We start from the raw sequence: 17,617 nt of genomic DNA, 5'->3' as shown, positions 1-17,617 counted from the left end.
AATAGATTGCGGGGAGTTGCTCAAAAATTGTGCTTTCGCCTCCGGCAAAAGCACAATTTTTGAGAGCATATTGGCCTGCGGCCGGCTAAGATTAAATCGAGGCTTGCTTAAGCTAAACCGGCGATTTACAATAACCCGCCTAATGGGCCTAACATTCCACCGGCAACATTCTTCATTTCTGCTTCCCAGGCGCCTTCTGCATTTTTCAATGCACGGTTCAACGCCGTGATGAGCAGATCTTCCAGTTCCTCTTTATTATCTTTTTCCAGCAGATGCTCTGCCACGTCAATACTTTTCACTTCACGGTTGCCAGTCACCACTACTTTCACGGAACCCTCTCCTGCTTCTCCCGCCATAGTGATCTGCGCCAGGCGGCTTTTGCTTTCTTTCATTTTTTCCTGCGCTTCCTGCAGCTTTCCAAATAGATCTCCGAACATGATATATTGATTTAAAGGGGCGAAGATATTCCTCTTTTCTTTATCTTAACGCTTCAATTAACAAGGATGTTTGAAACAAAAGTATGTATTGTTGGCGCCGGCCCGGCCGGAGCTGCAGCAGCCCTCCAGCTGGCCCAATCAGGAGTGGAATGTATAGTGGTGGACAAAGCTGTGTTTCCGCGCGATAAAGTTTGCGGAGACGGCTTAAGCGGTAAAGTGATCACAGCGCTGAACCGTATAGATCCCGCTATTGCCAGCCGCCTGAAGGCAGCCGACTTTAAGGTAAACAGCTGGGGTGTTACATTTGTATCGCCCGGCAGGCATAGCCTGGATGTTGGATACCGCCCTGATTACAACAGCGGGAACGAAAGCCATAAGGAAACACCAATAGGTTATGTGTGTAAACGCATGGACTTCGACAATTTCCTGGTAGAGGAGATCAAACGCCGCTCTGAAATAAAACTTTTTGAGGGAGTTACAATTGATAAATATGAGCTGCAGGAAGACGGTTATCTCGTTTCCGGCAGCAACGGGTTCCAGGTAAAGGCACAACTGCTCATCGTTGCCAATGGTGCACATTCAGCATTCACTAAAGAGGTAGCCAACATCACCATGGAGCCTAAACACTATGTGGCAGGTATACGCGCCTACTACAAGAACGTAAGCGGCAACAATGCAGATAATTTTATTGAGCTGCACTTCCTGAAAAACCTCCTGCCCGGCTACTTCTGGATCTTCCCGCTGCCAAACGGGGAAGCTAACGTGGGCGTGGGTGTGCTGAGTGAAGCTGTGCGCAAAAAGAAAATGAACCTGAAGAAGTCCATGCTGGACATTATAGAGAACGATCCTGTTTTCAAAGAGCGTTTTAAAAATGCTGAGCTGACCAGCAGTATTGAAGGTTATGGTCTTCCGCTGGGCAGCAAGCAACGTGTTATATCAGGTAACCGTTATATGCTGGTAGGCGATGCTGCTTACCTCATTGATCCTTTTACAGGAGAAGGCATCGGCAATGGCCTGTATTCCGGCCGTATTGCCGCGTTGCAGGCTGTAGAGGCCTTGAAAGCAAATGATTTCTCTGCTACACAGCTGGCTAAATACGATGCGGAAGTATACCGTGTTATGGGGCCGGAACTGAAGCTGAGCCACCGCCTGCAAAAGCTGATCAACTACCCATGGCTGTTCAACACTCTTATGAAGATCAGCAGCCGTAATAAGCAACTGCAGGAATTACTTTCCTGTATGTTCTATGAAGTAGACCTCCGGAAAAAACTGGCTAAGCCGTCCTTCTACCTGAAATTGTTACTTAACAGAAACTAAGCCGTGAAAAGAAAGATCCTTGTTCTATCACTCATAATCAGCTCTCTGATGTCTACAACATCTGCACAACAGGCGCTGTATACCCGCAATACCACAGGCCACCTGGACCTGACGCCACAGGGCGCCGCCCACCTGGCGCAGCTGCCGCTGAGGTGTATGCAGCAGGAGTATCCTTACAAAACGGGAGTTGTATTTTCTGACAGTTCGCTGGTAACGGCGCCACGTAATTATCACCCTGCCTTTTACGGTTGCTTTGACTGGCATAGCAGTGTGCATGGCCACTGGATGCTGGTACGCCTGCTCAAATCTTTTCCCGGATTGCCGAGGGAGCAGGAGATAGTCAGAAAGCTGTCTGAAAACCTGACTGCCGCCAACATCTCGCAGGAGCAGGAGTTGTTTAAGAACAGGGAGAACAAGGGCTTTGAACGTATCTATGGCTGGAGCTGGCTGTTACAGCTGCAAAGGGAGCTGCTTACCTGGAATGACCCGCTGGGAAAACAGCTGGCCGCCAATGTACAGCCGCTGGCTACCCAGTTCTCCCGTGCATATACAGACTTTCTCGGTAAACTGGTATACCCCATCCGCGTAGGCGAACATACCAACCTGGCCTTTGGCCTGTGCCTGGCCTGGGATTATGCTGTTACCGCAAAAGACACTGCCCTGCAGGGCGCTATCAGGCAGGCAGCCATGCGCTTCTATGCAGCAGATGTTAACGGGCCGGTAGCCTATGAACCGGGAGGATATGATTTCCTTTCCCCCTGCCTGGAAGAAGCAGACCTTATGTGGCGGATACTGCCGCATGCAGCATACCAGCAATGGCTGCATAAATTCCTGCCCGGCCTGGGCGCTGATAAGATCACTATCTTCTCCATTGGCCAGGTAAAAGACCGTACCGACGGGAAGCTTGTACATCTTGACGGATTAAATCTGAGCCGTGCCTGGTGCCTCTACGGTATTGCCAGACACACGGATAAAAATAAGGCGGCCATCCTTCAGCTGGCCAACGAACACCTGGAAGCTGCCATCCCGCATGTTGCCAGCGGCGATTATGCCGGCGAACACTGGCTGGCATCCTTTGCTGTATATGCCCTTACTACAGGAAATAACTAAGTACAAGGGACCTGTCTGAAGCAGGTCCCTTATACTTTCAGATACTATTTGATCTCTATGCGCCTGAACCTGTTCATTACCGCCCTGCTTGTTGCGTGCCTGACCGTTGTAAAGGCGCAGCATAAAAACCTTTCCGTTGCCTCTACCCCTTCCTGGCTGGTGCCCTACCAGCCGGATATGGACAAGAAACCGGACGAACGGGATATCAGTGAAGGATATTATCTCCTGTTGTTCGAAGAACAGCATCACGTTGAAAAAGCAGCTGTTTACCGGCATATTGTGCGGCAGATAATCTCAGAGGCCGGGATACAGAACGGGGCCGAAATAAGTGTAACATACGATCCTGAATACGAGAAAATACTTTTCCATAAGATCGTCGTTCGCCGCAATGGAAAAGAGATCAACCAGCTGCAACCTTCCAGGTTTAAATTCCTGCAGCAGGAAGAAGAGCTTTCCCGCTTTATCTACAGCGGCGTATATACTGCCTATTTCCTGCTGGAAGATGTACGCAAAGGAGACCAGATCGAATATGCCTACACGCTGGAGGGCAACAATCCCATCTTCGATAATAAATATTCCAGCTTCTTCTACCTGACGTCCTACGATCCTGTTGTCAATTTCTACAAAAGCCTGATAGCATCCCCTGCCCGGAACATCCGTTTCAAATCGTTCAATAAAGCACGGCTGCCTGAGAAAGAGAACATCAACGGTATGCAGGTGTATCAATGGAAAGAAACCAATATCAAACCACTGGAATCAGCTTACCATACACCGGGCTGGTACTTTGACTACCAGTTAGTACAGGCCAGCGAGTATAATGACTGGGGGGAAGTGATCAACTGGGGTGCACGTATCAATACAGTGTCTGCACCAGGCAACGCCCTGCAGAAGAAAATAGCGGAGCTGAAATCAGAGTCGGCCAGCAGCAAAGCATCATACATGCAGAAAGCCATCCGCTTTGTGCAGGATGATATCCGTTATATGGGCATTGAAATGGGTGAATATTCCCATCGCCCCAATACCCCTGACAAGATATTATTACAGCGCTTTGGCGACTGTAAAGATAAATCCCAGCTGCTTACCCAACTGCTGAAGGCCAACGGCATCTTTGCCAGCATGGTATATATCAACACTTACCGGAAAGGTCATGTTGCTGATTATCTTCCTGCGCCGGATATCTTTAACCACGTGATCGTATATGCGCAGCTTGATGGTAAAGATTACTGGATAGATCCGACTATCAGCTATCAGCGTGGCGACCTTTCCCAGATCACCGTGCCTGATTACCAGAAGGGCCTGATAGTAAATCCTGAAGGTGCGAAAGGATTTACAGACATTACAAACAAGGCTTACGGTAAAACCACTGTTACCGAACATTTTCACCTGCCTTCAGAAACCACCAATAAAGGCACCCTGGAAGTAACGTCTACTTACTACAAGCAGTTTGCAGACCTTCAGCGGGATGAGCTGGCCAACAGCAGCCTGAAAGATAATGAGAAGGCGTACATGGAATATTACAGGAAAGTGTATGGCAAGATCAGTGTGGATACGCCTTTGCAGATAAAAGACAACGATACTGCCAACCAGCTGGCGGTGAGGGAAACCTATATACTGGAAGAGCCCTGGAAACAGGACAGCAGCGCTGCCGGCAGGGTATCTTTCAATCCTTATGCGGGTGTACTGAAAGATGTTCTTCCTGCCAGCATTGATAAGGAAAGAAAGGAGGCGCCGCTTTCCCTGCGTTACCCTGTTTCCATGGATTACCGCATCATTATTGAAATGCCAACAGAACTACCGCTGGAGGGAGAAGAGATCAACATAAAGAACAGGTATTACTCTTTTTACTTCTCTCCTTCTGTCAATGGCAGGAATGCAATACTGCACTATAAATTTGAAACCTACCAGGACTATATCCCGGCAGACTTTATAGCTACTTACCTGGAAGACCGTAAAAAGATAGATGAGGTACTGGGGTATAATTTTACGTGGAATCCTGACGTATCTTCCTCTTCGCCGGGTGGAAATTCCGGTGGACTGAACTGGCTGATCATTGCCCTGACATTACTGTTTGCGGGGATCTTCTATTACCAGGCGCAACGTTATTACAAGAGATCAATATTGCCGGTACAGCAACCTCTTTATCCGCGGGAAATGAACGGCTGGCTGATACTGCTGGCAATAGGCATCTGTATCAGGCCCCTGGTATTGCTGTTCCAGCTTTTCAAGACGCCGGTATTTCAGAATAACCTGTGGCAGCATCTTGACCAGGTGAAAAACGCCACCGGCAATACTTCACTATTACAGCTGCTGCTGATAGTTGAGCTGGCGGGAAATGTGTTTTTCCTTACCTACAGTATTCTGCTGATCTTCCTTTTCTTTAAGCGGCGGGATACTTTTCCCGTCACTATGGTGTATTACTTTGTTTTCAATTTCCTGTTTCTGGCGGCAGACCAGGTAACGTTCTATTACATCTATGAGCTGACCACATGGGACCCTGCCGATACAAAAGATCTTGTACAGCTGCTTGTTGCAGGAGCCGTATGGAGTCCGTATCTGTTAATGAGCGGACAGGTAAAGGAAACGTTTATTATGCCGCACGATTCGGAGATAAATAAGTATTAAAAAAAACGCTTTTGCCTTCGGCAAAAGCGTTTTTTTTGTGCGTTTGGCCGCCTGCGGGGCCGCGTAGTTAAATAGTCTCAGAATCATAGATAACCACCTTTTCCCAGAGGTGTTTGCAGTTCTCTACAAATGCAAGATGTACCGGATGTTTCTGGTAAACGTCATGTCCGGCTTCATCGTTGAAGACGGTCAGCTCACAATAGCTGTAGCTTCTGTCTATTACCGGACGGTCTGTCGATGCGGGTTTGCCTACATTGAACATTACCAGCGATTCAATAACGCTGAGAGATTGTACGCCCTCTTCGAACTTCCTGATATCCGCTTCTGAAAGGCCTGGTTTCAGCCAAAAATTTACGACATGTACAAACATCTTTGAATATAATTTAAGTGTGTAAAAGTAATTAACTGATAGCATTGATATACTTCCTGACGTTGAACCTGTTTACTATGTACACCAGCAGGATAACCAGCAATGCAGCACAGATCGTACCGGCAGATACCAGTGGGGAAACGATCATATCATGCTTTTCCAGTTCCTGTGCTGCCATCCATTGTAAACCAGCCACCACCAACAGGGCCAGGATACCTATAACGATGTACAAAGGCACAAACTGGCGCATCAGGTAACGTTGCAGTTGCCTGGGCGCTGTGCCCAGTGTGACCAGCAACTGTATCTCCCGCTTACAGCTGGCTATTACCAGCTGAATGAACATGCTGAACACCAGCAATGCAAACAGGAGGAGCACCAGGCCAAAGAAGCCTATTACGGAAACGATAGTTTGTACTATCAGTTTTGTTTTGCTGTATTTGAGTTTGTCCTGGTTGGTAGTATATCCTTTATCGTCCAGGTATTTTACCAATACCGGATTGGATGGATCTTTCGTTTTGATGATCACTCTTGAAGGAGCCGTTTTCTGACCGCTGCCAAATTTTTCATTGGCCCACTGCATGAAAGTACCAGGTACCAGGAAGGAAGATATCCTGTCAGAGAACCCTACTATACGGCCTGTAAACTCCTGGGTGAGCATTCCTCTTGAAATGGTGATCTTCATGGGTAAAGCCTTTACCGTTTCCTGCGATATCTGCGGCAGGTCCTGGCTCAATGCAAAGCCAAAGTTGTAGAGGTTCAGAAAGTCGTTAGGAAGGATAATAGGGAGGGCATTATCTCCCGGGCTCCATTTCCATTCGTCGTTCTTCACGTCAATGAATGCGTCCGGCACTGATTCGAAGAACATATCTGTATAGAAGTGAAGATCGCCTGGGGCGGCAGCTGTTACTTTATACTGGTTGGAAGTAATGAATCCGAATGCCTGGGTGAAAGGTTGTTTCTGTATGTCTGCAATTTCCTGGTCTGTGAACTCGCTCTTTCCTGTTTGCCCCATCATCTCGTTCGTGATCTTTTTATTGATGACCAGGAAGTCTGCGCTTTCATTTTCATTCTGCCGGCCGTGGAGGAGCTGGTCGAAATCGGTATGTACCTGTATGGCAATAAGGAGGAGCAGCATGGCAATGCCCAGGCCCAGTGTTGCCATGATCATACGGGCCCGGCCCACACCTGTGCGGATAATCTTTTTAAGTAACTGAAAAAAGGATGGCATCATAAGTTATAAAGTGTGTCATATTCAAACCTGTTGTCATGGTCCAGGTCTGTCAAAATAAAACCGGCTTTGCGGGCTTTGCATTCTTCTGCTATGAGGCTGGCTGCGCGTTGGGCGTTGTCTTCATCCAGGTGGCTGAAGGGTTCGTCCATGATAAGCCATTCGAAGGGTTGTACAAGAGCGCGGATAATGGCTATGCGTTGCCGCTCGCCGTAAGATAATGTTCTGCCGCTCTGTGCCAGTACATGGGTTACATTGAGGCGGGCAGCCATTTCCTGTATCTTTTCTGCGGTACATGAGGGTTGAGGCATCATGATACGCTTCAGTTCTATATTTTCCTGTGCACTGAGTTGTTCGAAAATGCGAAGGTCCTGGAAAACCACGCTGACCTGTTTCTGGCGTATATCAGCGATGTTGTTTTTGCTGTAGGAAGGCCAGGGTTTTCCGTTAACCAGTATGGCGCCGGTATAGTCATTCCTGATATGGTACAGGTAATGTACCAGGGTAGTTTTTCCTGTACCGGAGGGGGCCTTTATTTTGATGAAGTGCCCTGGTGTGAATGTTACCTGCCGGTTCCATATATCTGAGGACCGCTGTAGTATTTTATCTTTCAGCGGTACAGGTACCAGGTTTTCTAATTGTATCTGCATGTATGTTGGTATTCTAATACAAGGTAATGTAGCTGTTTGATTTGTTATAGCGAAAAAAAACCCATGGCCGTTTTGAAAGACCATGGGTTTTAATATTGTGTCAGCTACTAATTAATTAGCTGGTGCAGCGGCAGCTGAATCTGCAACTGCTGTTGCGGCTGAATCCAGCGGAGCTCCGGCCAGTTCCTTTTTCTTCTTCTCTTCCATGTATCTGGCGGCCTCGGTACCCAGGTTGATGATCTGAACAAGGCTGTTCTCGTTCTCATTCCTGAAGTTCACCACGATCTCTGAATGCTGGGTCTTACCATCAAAGGAATGGCTTAACGCAGTCATATCTTTCAGCAGGCCTTTGAACTTGCCGGCCAGTTCCCTTCCATCGGCCGGGATCTGTTCTTCCGGGATATTGTTTACTATCTTTTCGAAGTTCACATAAGCGCCCATTGGGTTGCCTTTGATCTTGCTGACAAAACCATTGTCCAGTCCACCGGCTTTACCTTTACCTTCCAGGTAGCTTTGCAGCAGCGCGTCGTCAGAAGCGGTTACCACCAGTTTATCGGTAATGGATACAGCTGGCATACCAGGCATACCGGATTGCTGCATTACATATTTATCGCCTTCTTTCACAAAGAAGCCTTTCAGCATGGGAGAGTTCATTACTTTGTCGAAAGCGGCTTTGTCGCCCACTTTCATTGCAAATACCCATTTTGATTCAGGCTGTGTGATAGAATCTCCTTCAAAGTAGGCGCTTGGTTTCTTTTTCACTTCGAAGTCAGAAGCAACGAATACCAGCTGACCTTTGAAAGCGTTCAGGATATCGTCCAGGGTGAGGCCGGAGCTATGCAGGCCCATGTTGGCAAAACCATCCAGGCCGGTGCTTTTCACGATATCGCCGATCATACGGAAATCGAAGCCATATACCATGAAGCCGGTGATGTTCTGGGAAGGATATTTTTCCAGCATGCTCAGGTCAGCTTCCAGGCTGCCATATTTTTCGTAGATGGCGGCCAGGTCTTTTCCTACATAGGAAGTACCGTCTACCAGTACTTTACCTTTTTCAAAGTTTACAGCGCCGGTGTAATAGCAGCCGGCCAGCAATGCTTTCAGGTTGGCAGGGATCATGGTAGCCTGCGCGCTGTAAACAGGCTCAGGGTTGATGTAGATGCCAATGTCTGCATTATTTTTCAGCAGGTCATTGAAAGCGGTGATAGAACCAGCTGTTTCATCTTTTTTCAGGTGGAACAGGTGATCTGCTTCAGCCACCCATGTTTCTTCCTCTGCATTTGCCGCAGGGGCAACCTGGGCTGCCGGCTGGGCAGTACTGGTATCATCGTTTCCGTCAGGATTGCCGGGAACGGGCAAACCAGCTGGAGGTAAGCCATATTTCAGGGCGTCTGTGTTCGTGCCTTTCAGGCAGATCACGATCTCCTTGTTCCAGGCGATCACTGTTTCCTGTTCTTCTGCCCAAACGTACTGGAAGTCATTCTTCTTTTTCAGGGAGAAGCTGGAGATATTCTTTTTCAGATACTCCTCGAACTTTCCTGCGTCTTTCAGTCCGCTGGTAAGTGTTACATAAGAACGTTCCCTGGCATATACTACAGATACGAAAGAATGAGCCTGCAGGTCAATACCGGAATTCTCCAGGTCTTTCCAGGCTTTTTTTACCTGGTTAGCGGTATCGCCGGACTGAACGGCTTCAAAAAGTTTATCTACGGTAATACCATCGGTAATCAGTTTCTTGCTGATCTGTTTGCTGTTCAGACTAAGAACAACGCTTGCTGTTTTGGGAATATATTTGCTTTGCTCCGGCGCCTTGGAACAGGCAGTAAGGAGAACCGCTGCGGAGATGGCGGTTAGCAAACCCTTTGAAAACATTTTTGTCATAATAAGGGGGATCGTAATTAAATAAAAATGGAAACCGGATGCTAAAATACTTTCTTTTTCGTTACTAGTAGATAGATAGGCTCTATCAGTTTAAGATTTTTTATGATAGGAGTTCTGACCTTTGGCCCGCAGGAATAAAATCTGATTGTTATACATAACCATATTTTCTATATATTAGCTATTGGGGCCAATCTTCAAAGATGTACTATTGAGCTTGCATAAAATGCTCATTTCTATAATATTATTATAAAATAAAAACTGCGATAGTTTTATACCTTTGTAAAAAAGGTTCTATCATGATTCTAAATCCTATTATTGAAACGCTGTTATGTACCTGATCCTCCTACAATACATTCGTCCGGTAGCTGCCATAGAACATTATATGGAACAGCACAGAGCATTTCTTGAGAAGTACTATAAAAGCGGGCAATTTATACTTGCCGGACGCCGTAAGCCAAAATCCGGAGGTTTGATCATCTGTAAGGCATCCAGCCGTAAAGAGGTAGAACAGATCATCAGCGAGGATCCCCTGGATAAATTCCAGCTGGCACTCTATGAAATTATTGAGTTTGAGCCAACATCTTACGTTAGCGAATCATAAGGTCTCATCATTCCCGGGCACAAAAATGCCGGATTAGGAAATACCTTGTGAGGCAGGTCCGTAATCCGGCATATTCAGTTAGTTATCAGTGCTTTTCTTTAAAATTCTTATCTGCTTCTTTTGCTTTTTCAAAATCCAGTATCACTGAATTGATGCAATAGCGCAGTCCTGTTGGCGGTGGCCCATCGTCAAATACATGGCCCAGGTGCGCTTTACAACGGCCGCACATTACTTCTGTGCGCTGCATACCATGTGTATTATCAGGCGCATAGATCACGCTGCCTTTTGTAAGCGGCTCAAAGAAACTTGGCCAGCCACAGCTGCTTTCAAATTTAGCGTCGGATACAAATAATGGATTACCACAGGCAGCGCAGTAATAGGTGCCACTTTCCTTACTGTTCCAGTACTTCCCGGTAAACGCCCACTCTGTCCCTTTCTCCCGGGCAATATTATATACCTCGGGAGATAAGCGTTTTTTCCATTCATCGTTTGACAGGTTTACTTTGCCGGTGTCCGTTCTTGAGTATACATCACTTTTTTTCTGGTCTTCCATAGTGACTTGTTTTTCCGGTTTTTGCGAATATGTACAATTGCTTATAAATGCGGATAAGCTCAAAATTATCAGATTCCTCCACTTCATAGCTGTATTTGTTAGTGTTTAACTACTTTTTAACAAGGGCGGGTTGCCCCTTAATTAAAGTTACGAATTGTGGTATCTGTTAGTTTGATCCTTTCCAGTTGTACACATTCATTTAACAATTTTATAGCAACCGTTAAACTTTCCTAACTTTACGGCAAAAGGTGCAAAAGTAGTGGCGGACATCATCAATCTATTACCAGACAATATAGCCAATCAGATAGCAGCAGGAGAAGTGATCCAGAGGCCCGCTTCAGCAGTGAAGGAATTGCTGGAAAATGCCGTGGATGCAGGTGCAACAGAAATTCAACTCATTATCCGGGATGCGGGCAAGGAGCTGATACAGGTCATTGATAACGGAAAAGGAATGAGTGAGACTGATGCCCGTATGTGTTTTGAAAGACATGCTACTTCTAAAATAAAGACCATAGATGATCTTTTCCAGATCCGCACCATGGGTTTCCGTGGTGAGGCGCTGGCATCTATAGCGGCAGTGGCGCAGGTAGAGCTGAAGACCCGTATGCACAATGCAGAACTGGGCACTTACCTGGAAATTGACAACAGCGTTATTAAAAAGCAGGAGCCCTGCCAGACAGCAGAAGGCACCAGCATTGCTATGAAGAACCTCTTCTTCAATGTACCGGCACGCCGTAACTTCCTGAAAAGCAATGCCGCAGAGATGCGTCATGTGGTGGACGAGTTCATTCGCGTGGCGATGGCTTTCCCACAGATACAGTTCTCTCTTAACAGTAATTCACAGAACCTGTTCTACCTGGAGAAAGGTTCCCTCAAACAAAGGATCATCGCTATCCTGGGGCAACATTATAATGCCCGTCTTGTTTCTGTAAAGGAAAGTACAGACTATATGGATGTGCATGGCTTTGTGGGAAAGCCGGAAACAGCCAAGAAGACAAGGGGAGATCAGTTCTTCTTTGTGAACAACCGCTTTATCAAAAGCCCGTACCTGCATCATGCTATCATGAACGCTTTTGCTGAAATGATACCGGCAGACAGTTACCCGTTATATGTCCTGTTCATTGACCTTGACCCGGCCCATGTGGATATCAACGTACATCCTACCAAGCAGGAGATCAAGTTTGATGATGAAAAAGTGATGTATGCCTTTGTACAGGCGGCGGTAAAGCATGCACTGGCTCAATTCAACATCACGCCTACACTGGATTTTGAACTGGACCCCGGTATTCAGCAGCTGGATGCGGTGAGCAAGCCGTTCACAGAACAGCAGCAGGCAAAGTCTGTCAACACTTCCCTGTATAAAAGTTTTACCCAGGCCAACCAGGCGCATACCATAGATACCAACAACAGTAACCTGCGTCACTGGAAAGATCTGTACGAAATAGGGAAGTCTGCTCCAGATACAGGCAGCAGGGCCCCGCGGGAGGAAAGCCCCGTTTCTTCCACCCCGGTATCTTCTTCCCTGAGCGGCGGTTTTGAAAGCCGTTCTTCCACAGCGTCTATGATAGATGAGCGCTGGCAGGATACAACCATAGATCAGAAAGTACCGGTACAGGTACATCAGCAATATATTCTTTCCCAGATCAAATCAGGATTTATACTGATAGATCAGCAGGCTGCCCATGAGCGCATCCTGTATGAGCGTTATCAACGCGCCCTGCAGGACAGCCCGGTGCCTACCCAGCAGAGCCTCTTTCCGCAAACCCTGCCCCTGCTGCCCGCGGATGCCGCATTGATCACTGAAATGCTGCCGGAACTGCAGGTGCTGGGATATGACCTGGAGCCCTTTGGTAACAACACCTTCGTTGTGAGAGGAACGCCGGCAGATATTCAGAGCGGTAATGAACAGGCAAGTATTGAAGGGTTGCTGGAACAGTTCAAGAACTTCAGTACTGAGCTGAAAGTGAACCGGAGAGAGCAACTGGTACGGTCTATGGCACGGAATAATGCGATACCGGCAGGAAAGTCTCTTTCTACCAGGGAAATGCAGAATATTATTGATGAATTGTTTGCCTGCTCTATGCCTAATGCGGCGCCGGGCGGTAAGTATACTTATATTTCTTTTAAGCTGGCGGACCTGGCGAAGATGTTCGGGGCTTAAGTTTTTTAAAGTTTTTAACAGCCTCAGAAATTGCGTTCGCCTTCGGCGAACGCAATTTCTTTTTGCGCTTAAAGTTCCGGGAACACGTCTTTTAAGGCATCGTATAGTTTAGCGTGTACCGTATATGCCTTCCTGTATACTTCAGCATGGGCCGGGTTTGGCAGGAATTCTTTCTCCTCTGCGTTGGCAGCAAATGACGTTTCCAGGTTCAACGCTTTAAATCCCAGCAATACCGCCCCCATGGCAGAGGCGTTCCCTTCTGGCTGCAGGTACATCGGCCGCTGGAAAACATCCGCCATCAACCGGACCCATTCCGGGGAAGCGGTAAAGCCCCCGCTTACAGATATTCTTTTAACCGGACCAACAGTTTGTTCCAGCGCTTTGGTGATACTTAACAACCCGAAAGCCATTCCTTCCAGCAAAGCTCTCATGAAATGCCAGGTAGTATGCCGGGGCTGTACCCCTATAAATGCGCCTTTGGCATGCCCGTCCCATACAGGCGCCCGTTCTCCGTGCAGATAGGGAAGACAGAGCAGCCCTTCTGATCCGGGAGGTACTTTCAATGCCTGCTGCAATGCCGGGTTTACCTCTATGGCCTTTTCAGAAACCGTTTGTATAAAAGAATGCAGGTACCATTGCAGCACTACTCCCCCGTTATTGACAGCCCCACCGGTTACGTATACGCCTGGAGTCAGGATGTAGGTGAATAACCGGCCCTGTTCATCTACTACCGGCTTACCGGCCGCCATACGGACGGCCCCGCTGGTGCCTATAGTGAGGGTGGCATGCCCGGCATCGAGGGCGTTACTGCCCAGCTGGGCCAGGCAGCCATCGCTGGCGCCTGCTACAAATGGTGTTGTTGCCGGAATACCGGTTTCTGCCGCCACTTCGGGCCGTAGGCCGCCGATCAGGGTATTGCTGCTCACCGCTTCCGGCAACTGCTCTGCAGTAATACCGGCAGTTTCAAGGGATAAGGCATTCCATCTCTCCTCCTGCAGGTTGAACAGGCCGGTAGCAGAGGCTGTGGAATGATCGGTAATGTACTTTCCCAGGAAATGATGGAAAACGTATTCTTTGATGCCTATAAACATTGCCGCCTGGCTGAATATTTCCGGCGTATGTTCTTTCCACCAGAGTATTTTAGCCAGCGGCGCCATAGGATGTACCGGGACTCCCGTCTGGTTATACAGCTGCCGGGCCTGCGGGGTTTTCTTTAGTTTGTCTACCTCTTCCTGGCTACGGTTATCTGCCCAGATGAGCAATGGCGTAAGCGCTTTCCCGTCTTTACCTATAGCCATTACACTATGCATAGCCGTGCTGAAAGACACTGCTGCCGGCGGCTGCTTCATCAGTTCCGCCACATGCCGGATACCGTTCTTTACCGCCTGTAATATCTGGTCAGGGTCCTGCTCACTGTAACCGGGTTCCGGCTGTACAATAGGATATTCCTGCTGATGGTGGGCTTTCACGCTGCCATCCCGCTGTACAGCTATCACTTTTGTACTGCTTGTGCCGATGTCTACACCTATGATATATTCCATTGCTGTATGTTTTGCTTTTATCCTTAGAAAATAATTTATAGATTTAAAACCACTTTAGGTAAAATAACTTATCCACGATTACAGGTAGTCCTTTTCTAATAATTTAAACCGGTATAAACATTTGTTACTATGGTCCAGGAAAAAAACAACAAGGGAAGTCATGAATCCCGCAGATCATTCTTAAAGAACGGCGCTCTGGCAGCAGCCGGCTTTATGATCGTTCCACGTCATGTATTAGGAGGTAAAGGTTTTATTGCACCCAGCGACCGGTTGCGTGTAGCCGGTATAGGTGTAGGCGGTAAGGGAGAAAGCGACCTGGAAGAGATCGCTAAAGGTCCGGCAGACATCACATTCCTCTGCGATGTAGATACCCGCCGTGCTGCCAATTCTGTAAAGAGGTTCCCCAAAGCCAAATTCTATAAAGATTTCCGGGAAATGCTTGACAAAGAGCATAAGAACATTGATGCTGTAACGGTATCCACACCGGATCACCAGCACGCAGTGGCAGCTATGGCGGCTATGCAGCTGGGCAAGCATGTTTATGTTCAGAAACCCCTTACACATGACATCTATGAAGCGCGTGCACTGACCGCAGCTGCCAAACGCTATAAAGTCGTGACGCAGATGGGTAACCAGGGCGCCTCCGGCGATGGAGTACGGCAGATGATGGAATGGTATAATGCAGGGCTTATTGGCGACGTTCATACTGTGTATTGCTGGACAGACCGCCCGGTATGGCCGCAGGGCATTCCCTGGTCTGACAGGAAAGCAGAAGTGCCTAAGGAACTGGATTGGGACCTCTGGCTGGGTACTGCTCCCTACAAAGATTATATTGACAAACTGGTGCCTTTCAACTGGCGTGGCTGGTGGGATTATGGTACCGGCGCACTCGGAGATATGGGATGTCATATTATAGAACCTCCTTTCCGTATCCTGGGGCTGGGGTATCCTACTTCTGTAGAGTGCAGTGTAGGTAGTGTGTATGTGGATGAGTTCAAGCGCGGCTATTTCCCGGAAAGTTGTCCGCCGTCTTCTCACGTTACCCTGAAAATACCTTCTAAAAATGGTAATGAGATAACCCTTCATTGGATGGACGGCGGCATACAGCCTGAGCGTCCGGAAGAGCTGGGACCTAACGAAGTGATGGGCGATGGCGGTAACGGCGCTATTCTTGTTGGCAGCAAAGGAAAGATGATGTGTGGTACTTATGGCCGCGACCCGAAGTTACTGCCTACCAGCAGGACGCAGCAGGTGAACACGCCCAGGACCATTGCGCGTGTACCGGAAGGACATTACGTACAGTGGGTGAATGCGGCCATTGCCGGTTATAACAGCGATAAGGACAAAGCGATCAGCTCTCCGTTCTCAATTGCCGGTCCGCTTACAGAATCCTTGCTGATGGCTAACCTGGCTATAAGGAGCTTTGATATCAAAAAAGAGGTGAATGGGAAGAATTCTTTCCCTGGCCGTTATATCAAGCTGCTTTGGGATAGTGAGAAGATGAAGATCACCAATTTTGATGATGCTAACCAGTTTGTGAAGAGGACTTACAGAGATGGCTGGAGCCTGGGAGTATAATATTTCTCTGCGTTGGGAACAGCGCGGAAATGGTCAAAAAAAATCGCTTTTGCCTTCGGCAAAAGCGATTTTTTTTGAGGGGGATGGCAGCCTCCGGCTGCCGGGCAACAGAATCTGATTTCTTTGGTTACCAGTCATTTAAGTACTAACTTTAATCAAGAGAATTACATTTACCCCCGTTAACACCACACTGTATGCACTGGCTTAGATTGTCATTATTATTGTTATTCACATTCACTTCCTGCAAGAAGTATATGTCTTACGAAGGAGTACCTCCGATTCAGGAAGAACCATCGCAGACAGTCACCACAAGTATACAGGGCCGCATACTGAACGGTCAGCGGCAACCGGTAGCAGATGCCGGGGTAACCGGCGGAGGCAGAACTGTTACTACAGATGCTGATGGGAATTTCCTGCTGGAAAATATCAGTATCAACAATAACGCAGCTGTAGTAACCGCATCAAAATCCGGCTACTTTACCTCATACCGTACGTTGATAGTAAGAGAAAGTAATCTTCATTATACTCAGCTGGAGTTGCTACATCCGGGGCAGAACACTTATAATGCCGGCGACGGCAGTGTGATCACATTCTCCGGAGGCACCCTCTCCTTCCCTCCTTCCTCTTTACTGTCAGCAGATAAATCAACTTATTCCGGTATCACTTTCGTCCAATCTTCTTACATAGATCCGTCTGATAATACCTTTGCCGACCAGATGCCGGGAGATCTTCGCGGCATTGATGACAACAAACAGCAAACAGGTATCCGTGCTTTCTGCATGCTGGCGCTGGAAGTGAAGGGGGAAGATGGCAACCTGCTCTCTTTCGACGGTACCAAACCTGTTACTTTCCGGGCAAAGATACCTTCAGCACTGGGTCAGGACGCTCCTGCAGAGATCCCTCTCTGGCTTTTTGATCCTGCTTCCGGCAAATGGACCAGGAAAGGCAGCGCACAGAAACAGGGAACTGATTATACAGGCACGCTTACACAAAATGGTTACTGGGCCTGTGGGACTACGTTTCAGCTGGTAACGCTGAACACAAGCCTGGTAACACCCGCCGGCGCTCCTGTTCCTAATTTACTGACCGCTTTCATGATCAAAATAGGGCTTGTGCCTATGTACTGCTACTCAGATTCTGCCGGCAGAATAACTGCCAAGGTGCCTGCTGATGCCTTATTACTTAGCGGTGTGATGGACCGTTGCAATAATGTTTTCCTGTTAAAGGAGCTGGGGCCTTATGGTGCAAAAACACAGGAACCGCCTATTACCGTTACGTTTCCCGATAACAGAAGCCTTACTATAAACGGCACAGTACTTAATTGCAATAATGCCCCGGTAAACAGGGGAAATGTTATTCTCAGTATCGACGGATTGAAATATATCATTCCTATTAACCTGGGGTATTTCAGAATAACCGTGCCCCGTTGCGATGATGCTTCCACTACAGCCTCCCTGACGGCTATAGAGAGCGGGACACTGTCCCAATCGGTTACGACCATTAATGTGAGCAGCGGTACAATAACGCCTGCTATCATTATATGTCCGCAGTAACAGTAGTGTATCAGT

Annotated in this window: 14 protein-coding genes; 7 read left to right on the top strand and 7 right to left on the bottom strand. The window is 47.7% G+C overall.

The features are described 5' to 3' along the window. Nucleotides 1-125: 125 nt before the first annotated feature. On the bottom strand, nucleotides 126-437 hold the full coding sequence (locus tag GO493_RS03000) for a YbaB/EbfC family nucleoid-associated protein (RefSeq protein WP_157304623.1): 312 nt from the start codon (nucleotides 435-437) through the stop codon (nucleotides 126-128). 66 nt (nucleotides 438-503) lie between these two features. Between GO493_RS03000 and GO493_RS02995 the strand changes: the two genes are divergently transcribed. From GO493_RS02995 to GO493_RS02985, 3 genes are read left to right on the top strand one after another with little or no spacing between them, the layout of a single operon-like run. After that, nucleotides 504-1,754, top strand: coding sequence for an NAD(P)/FAD-dependent oxidoreductase (locus GO493_RS02995; RefSeq protein WP_157304622.1), 1,251 nt, complete (start codon nucleotides 504-506; stop codon nucleotides 1,752-1,754). A 48-nt stretch (nucleotides 1,755-1,802) separates the two neighbouring features. Then, entirely contained in the window at nucleotides 1,803-2,864 is a 1,062-nt protein-coding gene (locus GO493_RS02990; RefSeq protein ID WP_157304621.1) for a DUF2891 domain-containing protein, read from the top strand. A gap of 57 nt (nucleotides 2,865-2,921) precedes the next feature. Then, nucleotides 2,922-5,486 carry a DUF3857 domain-containing protein gene (locus GO493_RS02985; RefSeq protein WP_157304620.1) on the top strand — a complete coding sequence of 855 codons (2,565 nt, stop codon included), beginning with the start codon at nucleotides 2,922-2,924 and terminating at the stop codon, nucleotides 5,484-5,486. Nucleotides 5,487-5,553: 67 nt separating this feature from the next. Here the strand turns inward: GO493_RS02985 and GO493_RS02980 are convergent, their stop codons facing one another. The 4 genes from GO493_RS02980 to GO493_RS02965 all read right to left on the bottom strand — a co-directional run bounded on the left by GO493_RS02980 (nucleotide 5,554) and on the right by GO493_RS02965 (nucleotide 9,615). Further along, nucleotides 5,554-5,856, bottom strand: coding sequence for a Dabb family protein (locus GO493_RS02980; RefSeq protein ID WP_157304619.1), 303 nt, complete (start codon nucleotides 5,854-5,856; stop codon nucleotides 5,554-5,556). A 31-nt stretch (nucleotides 5,857-5,887) separates the two neighbouring features. After that, nucleotides 5,888-7,087 carry an FtsX-like permease family protein gene (locus GO493_RS02975; protein WP_157304618.1) on the bottom strand — a complete coding sequence of 400 codons (1,200 nt, stop codon included), beginning with the start codon at nucleotides 7,085-7,087 and terminating at the stop codon, nucleotides 5,888-5,890. Continuing rightward, a complete protein-coding gene (locus tag GO493_RS02970; RefSeq protein WP_157304617.1) occupies nucleotides 7,084-7,734 on the bottom strand; it encodes an ATP-binding cassette domain-containing protein in 651 nt (216 codons plus the stop codon). Before GO493_RS02970 ends, GO493_RS02975 begins: the two co-directional genes overlap by 4 nt. A gap of 111 nt (nucleotides 7,735-7,845) precedes the next feature. Next, the gene (locus GO493_RS02965; protein WP_157304616.1) at nucleotides 7,846-9,615 is read right to left on the bottom strand and encodes a DUF4836 family protein; all 1,770 of its coding nucleotides are present in this window, start codon (nucleotides 9,613-9,615) and stop codon (nucleotides 7,846-7,848) included. 328 nt (nucleotides 9,616-9,943) lie between these two features. On the opposite strand from GO493_RS02965, the gene GO493_RS02960 reads away from it, so the two are divergent. After that, the gene (locus tag GO493_RS02960) at nucleotides 9,944-10,216 is read left to right on the top strand and encodes a YciI family protein (RefSeq protein WP_157304615.1); all 273 of its coding nucleotides are present in this window, start codon (nucleotides 9,944-9,946) and stop codon (nucleotides 10,214-10,216) included. Between the two features lie 85 nt (nucleotides 10,217-10,301). Here GO493_RS02960 and msrB read toward each other — a convergent pair whose 3' ends face one another. Then, nucleotides 10,302-10,769 (bottom strand): peptide-methionine (R)-S-oxide reductase MsrB, encoded by a 468-nt coding sequence (gene msrB, locus GO493_RS02955; protein WP_157304614.1) that lies wholly within the window; start codon nucleotides 10,767-10,769, stop codon nucleotides 10,302-10,304. A gap of 259 nt (nucleotides 10,770-11,028) precedes the next feature. Here msrB and mutL point away from each other — a divergent pair, with 259 nt between their 5' ends. Continuing rightward, nucleotides 11,029-12,930, top strand: a complete 1,902-nt coding sequence (gene mutL, locus GO493_RS02950) for a DNA mismatch repair endonuclease MutL (protein ID WP_317165398.1) — start codon at nucleotides 11,029-11,031, stop codon at nucleotides 12,928-12,930. 68 nt (nucleotides 12,931-12,998) lie between these two features. Here mutL and GO493_RS02945 read toward each other — a convergent pair whose 3' ends face one another. After that, nucleotides 12,999-14,471, bottom strand: coding sequence for a gluconokinase (locus GO493_RS02945; protein WP_157304613.1), 1,473 nt, complete (start codon nucleotides 14,469-14,471; stop codon nucleotides 12,999-13,001). Nucleotides 14,472-14,600: 129 nt separating this feature from the next. Between GO493_RS02945 and GO493_RS02940 the strand changes: the two genes are divergently transcribed. Together GO493_RS02940 and GO493_RS02935 are read left to right on the top strand one after the other, a co-directional pair. Further along, nucleotides 14,601-16,049, top strand: a complete 1,449-nt coding sequence (locus tag GO493_RS02940) for a Gfo/Idh/MocA family protein (RefSeq protein ID WP_157304612.1) — start codon at nucleotides 14,601-14,603, stop codon at nucleotides 16,047-16,049. A 194-nt stretch (nucleotides 16,050-16,243) separates the two neighbouring features. Further along, the gene (locus tag GO493_RS02935) at nucleotides 16,244-17,602 is read left to right on the top strand and encodes a hypothetical protein (RefSeq protein ID WP_157304611.1); all 1,359 of its coding nucleotides are present in this window, start codon (nucleotides 16,244-16,246) and stop codon (nucleotides 17,600-17,602) included. Nucleotides 17,603-17,617 lie beyond the last annotated feature (15 nt).

This window comes from Chitinophaga tropicalis (assembly GCF_009758205.1).
Taxonomy (GTDB): Bacteria; Bacteroidota; Bacteroidia; order Chitinophagales; family Chitinophagaceae; genus Chitinophaga; species Chitinophaga tropicalis.
Note: the sequence above shows the minus strand (reverse complement) of the source record. Positions and strands in the feature narration are given on the sequence as shown.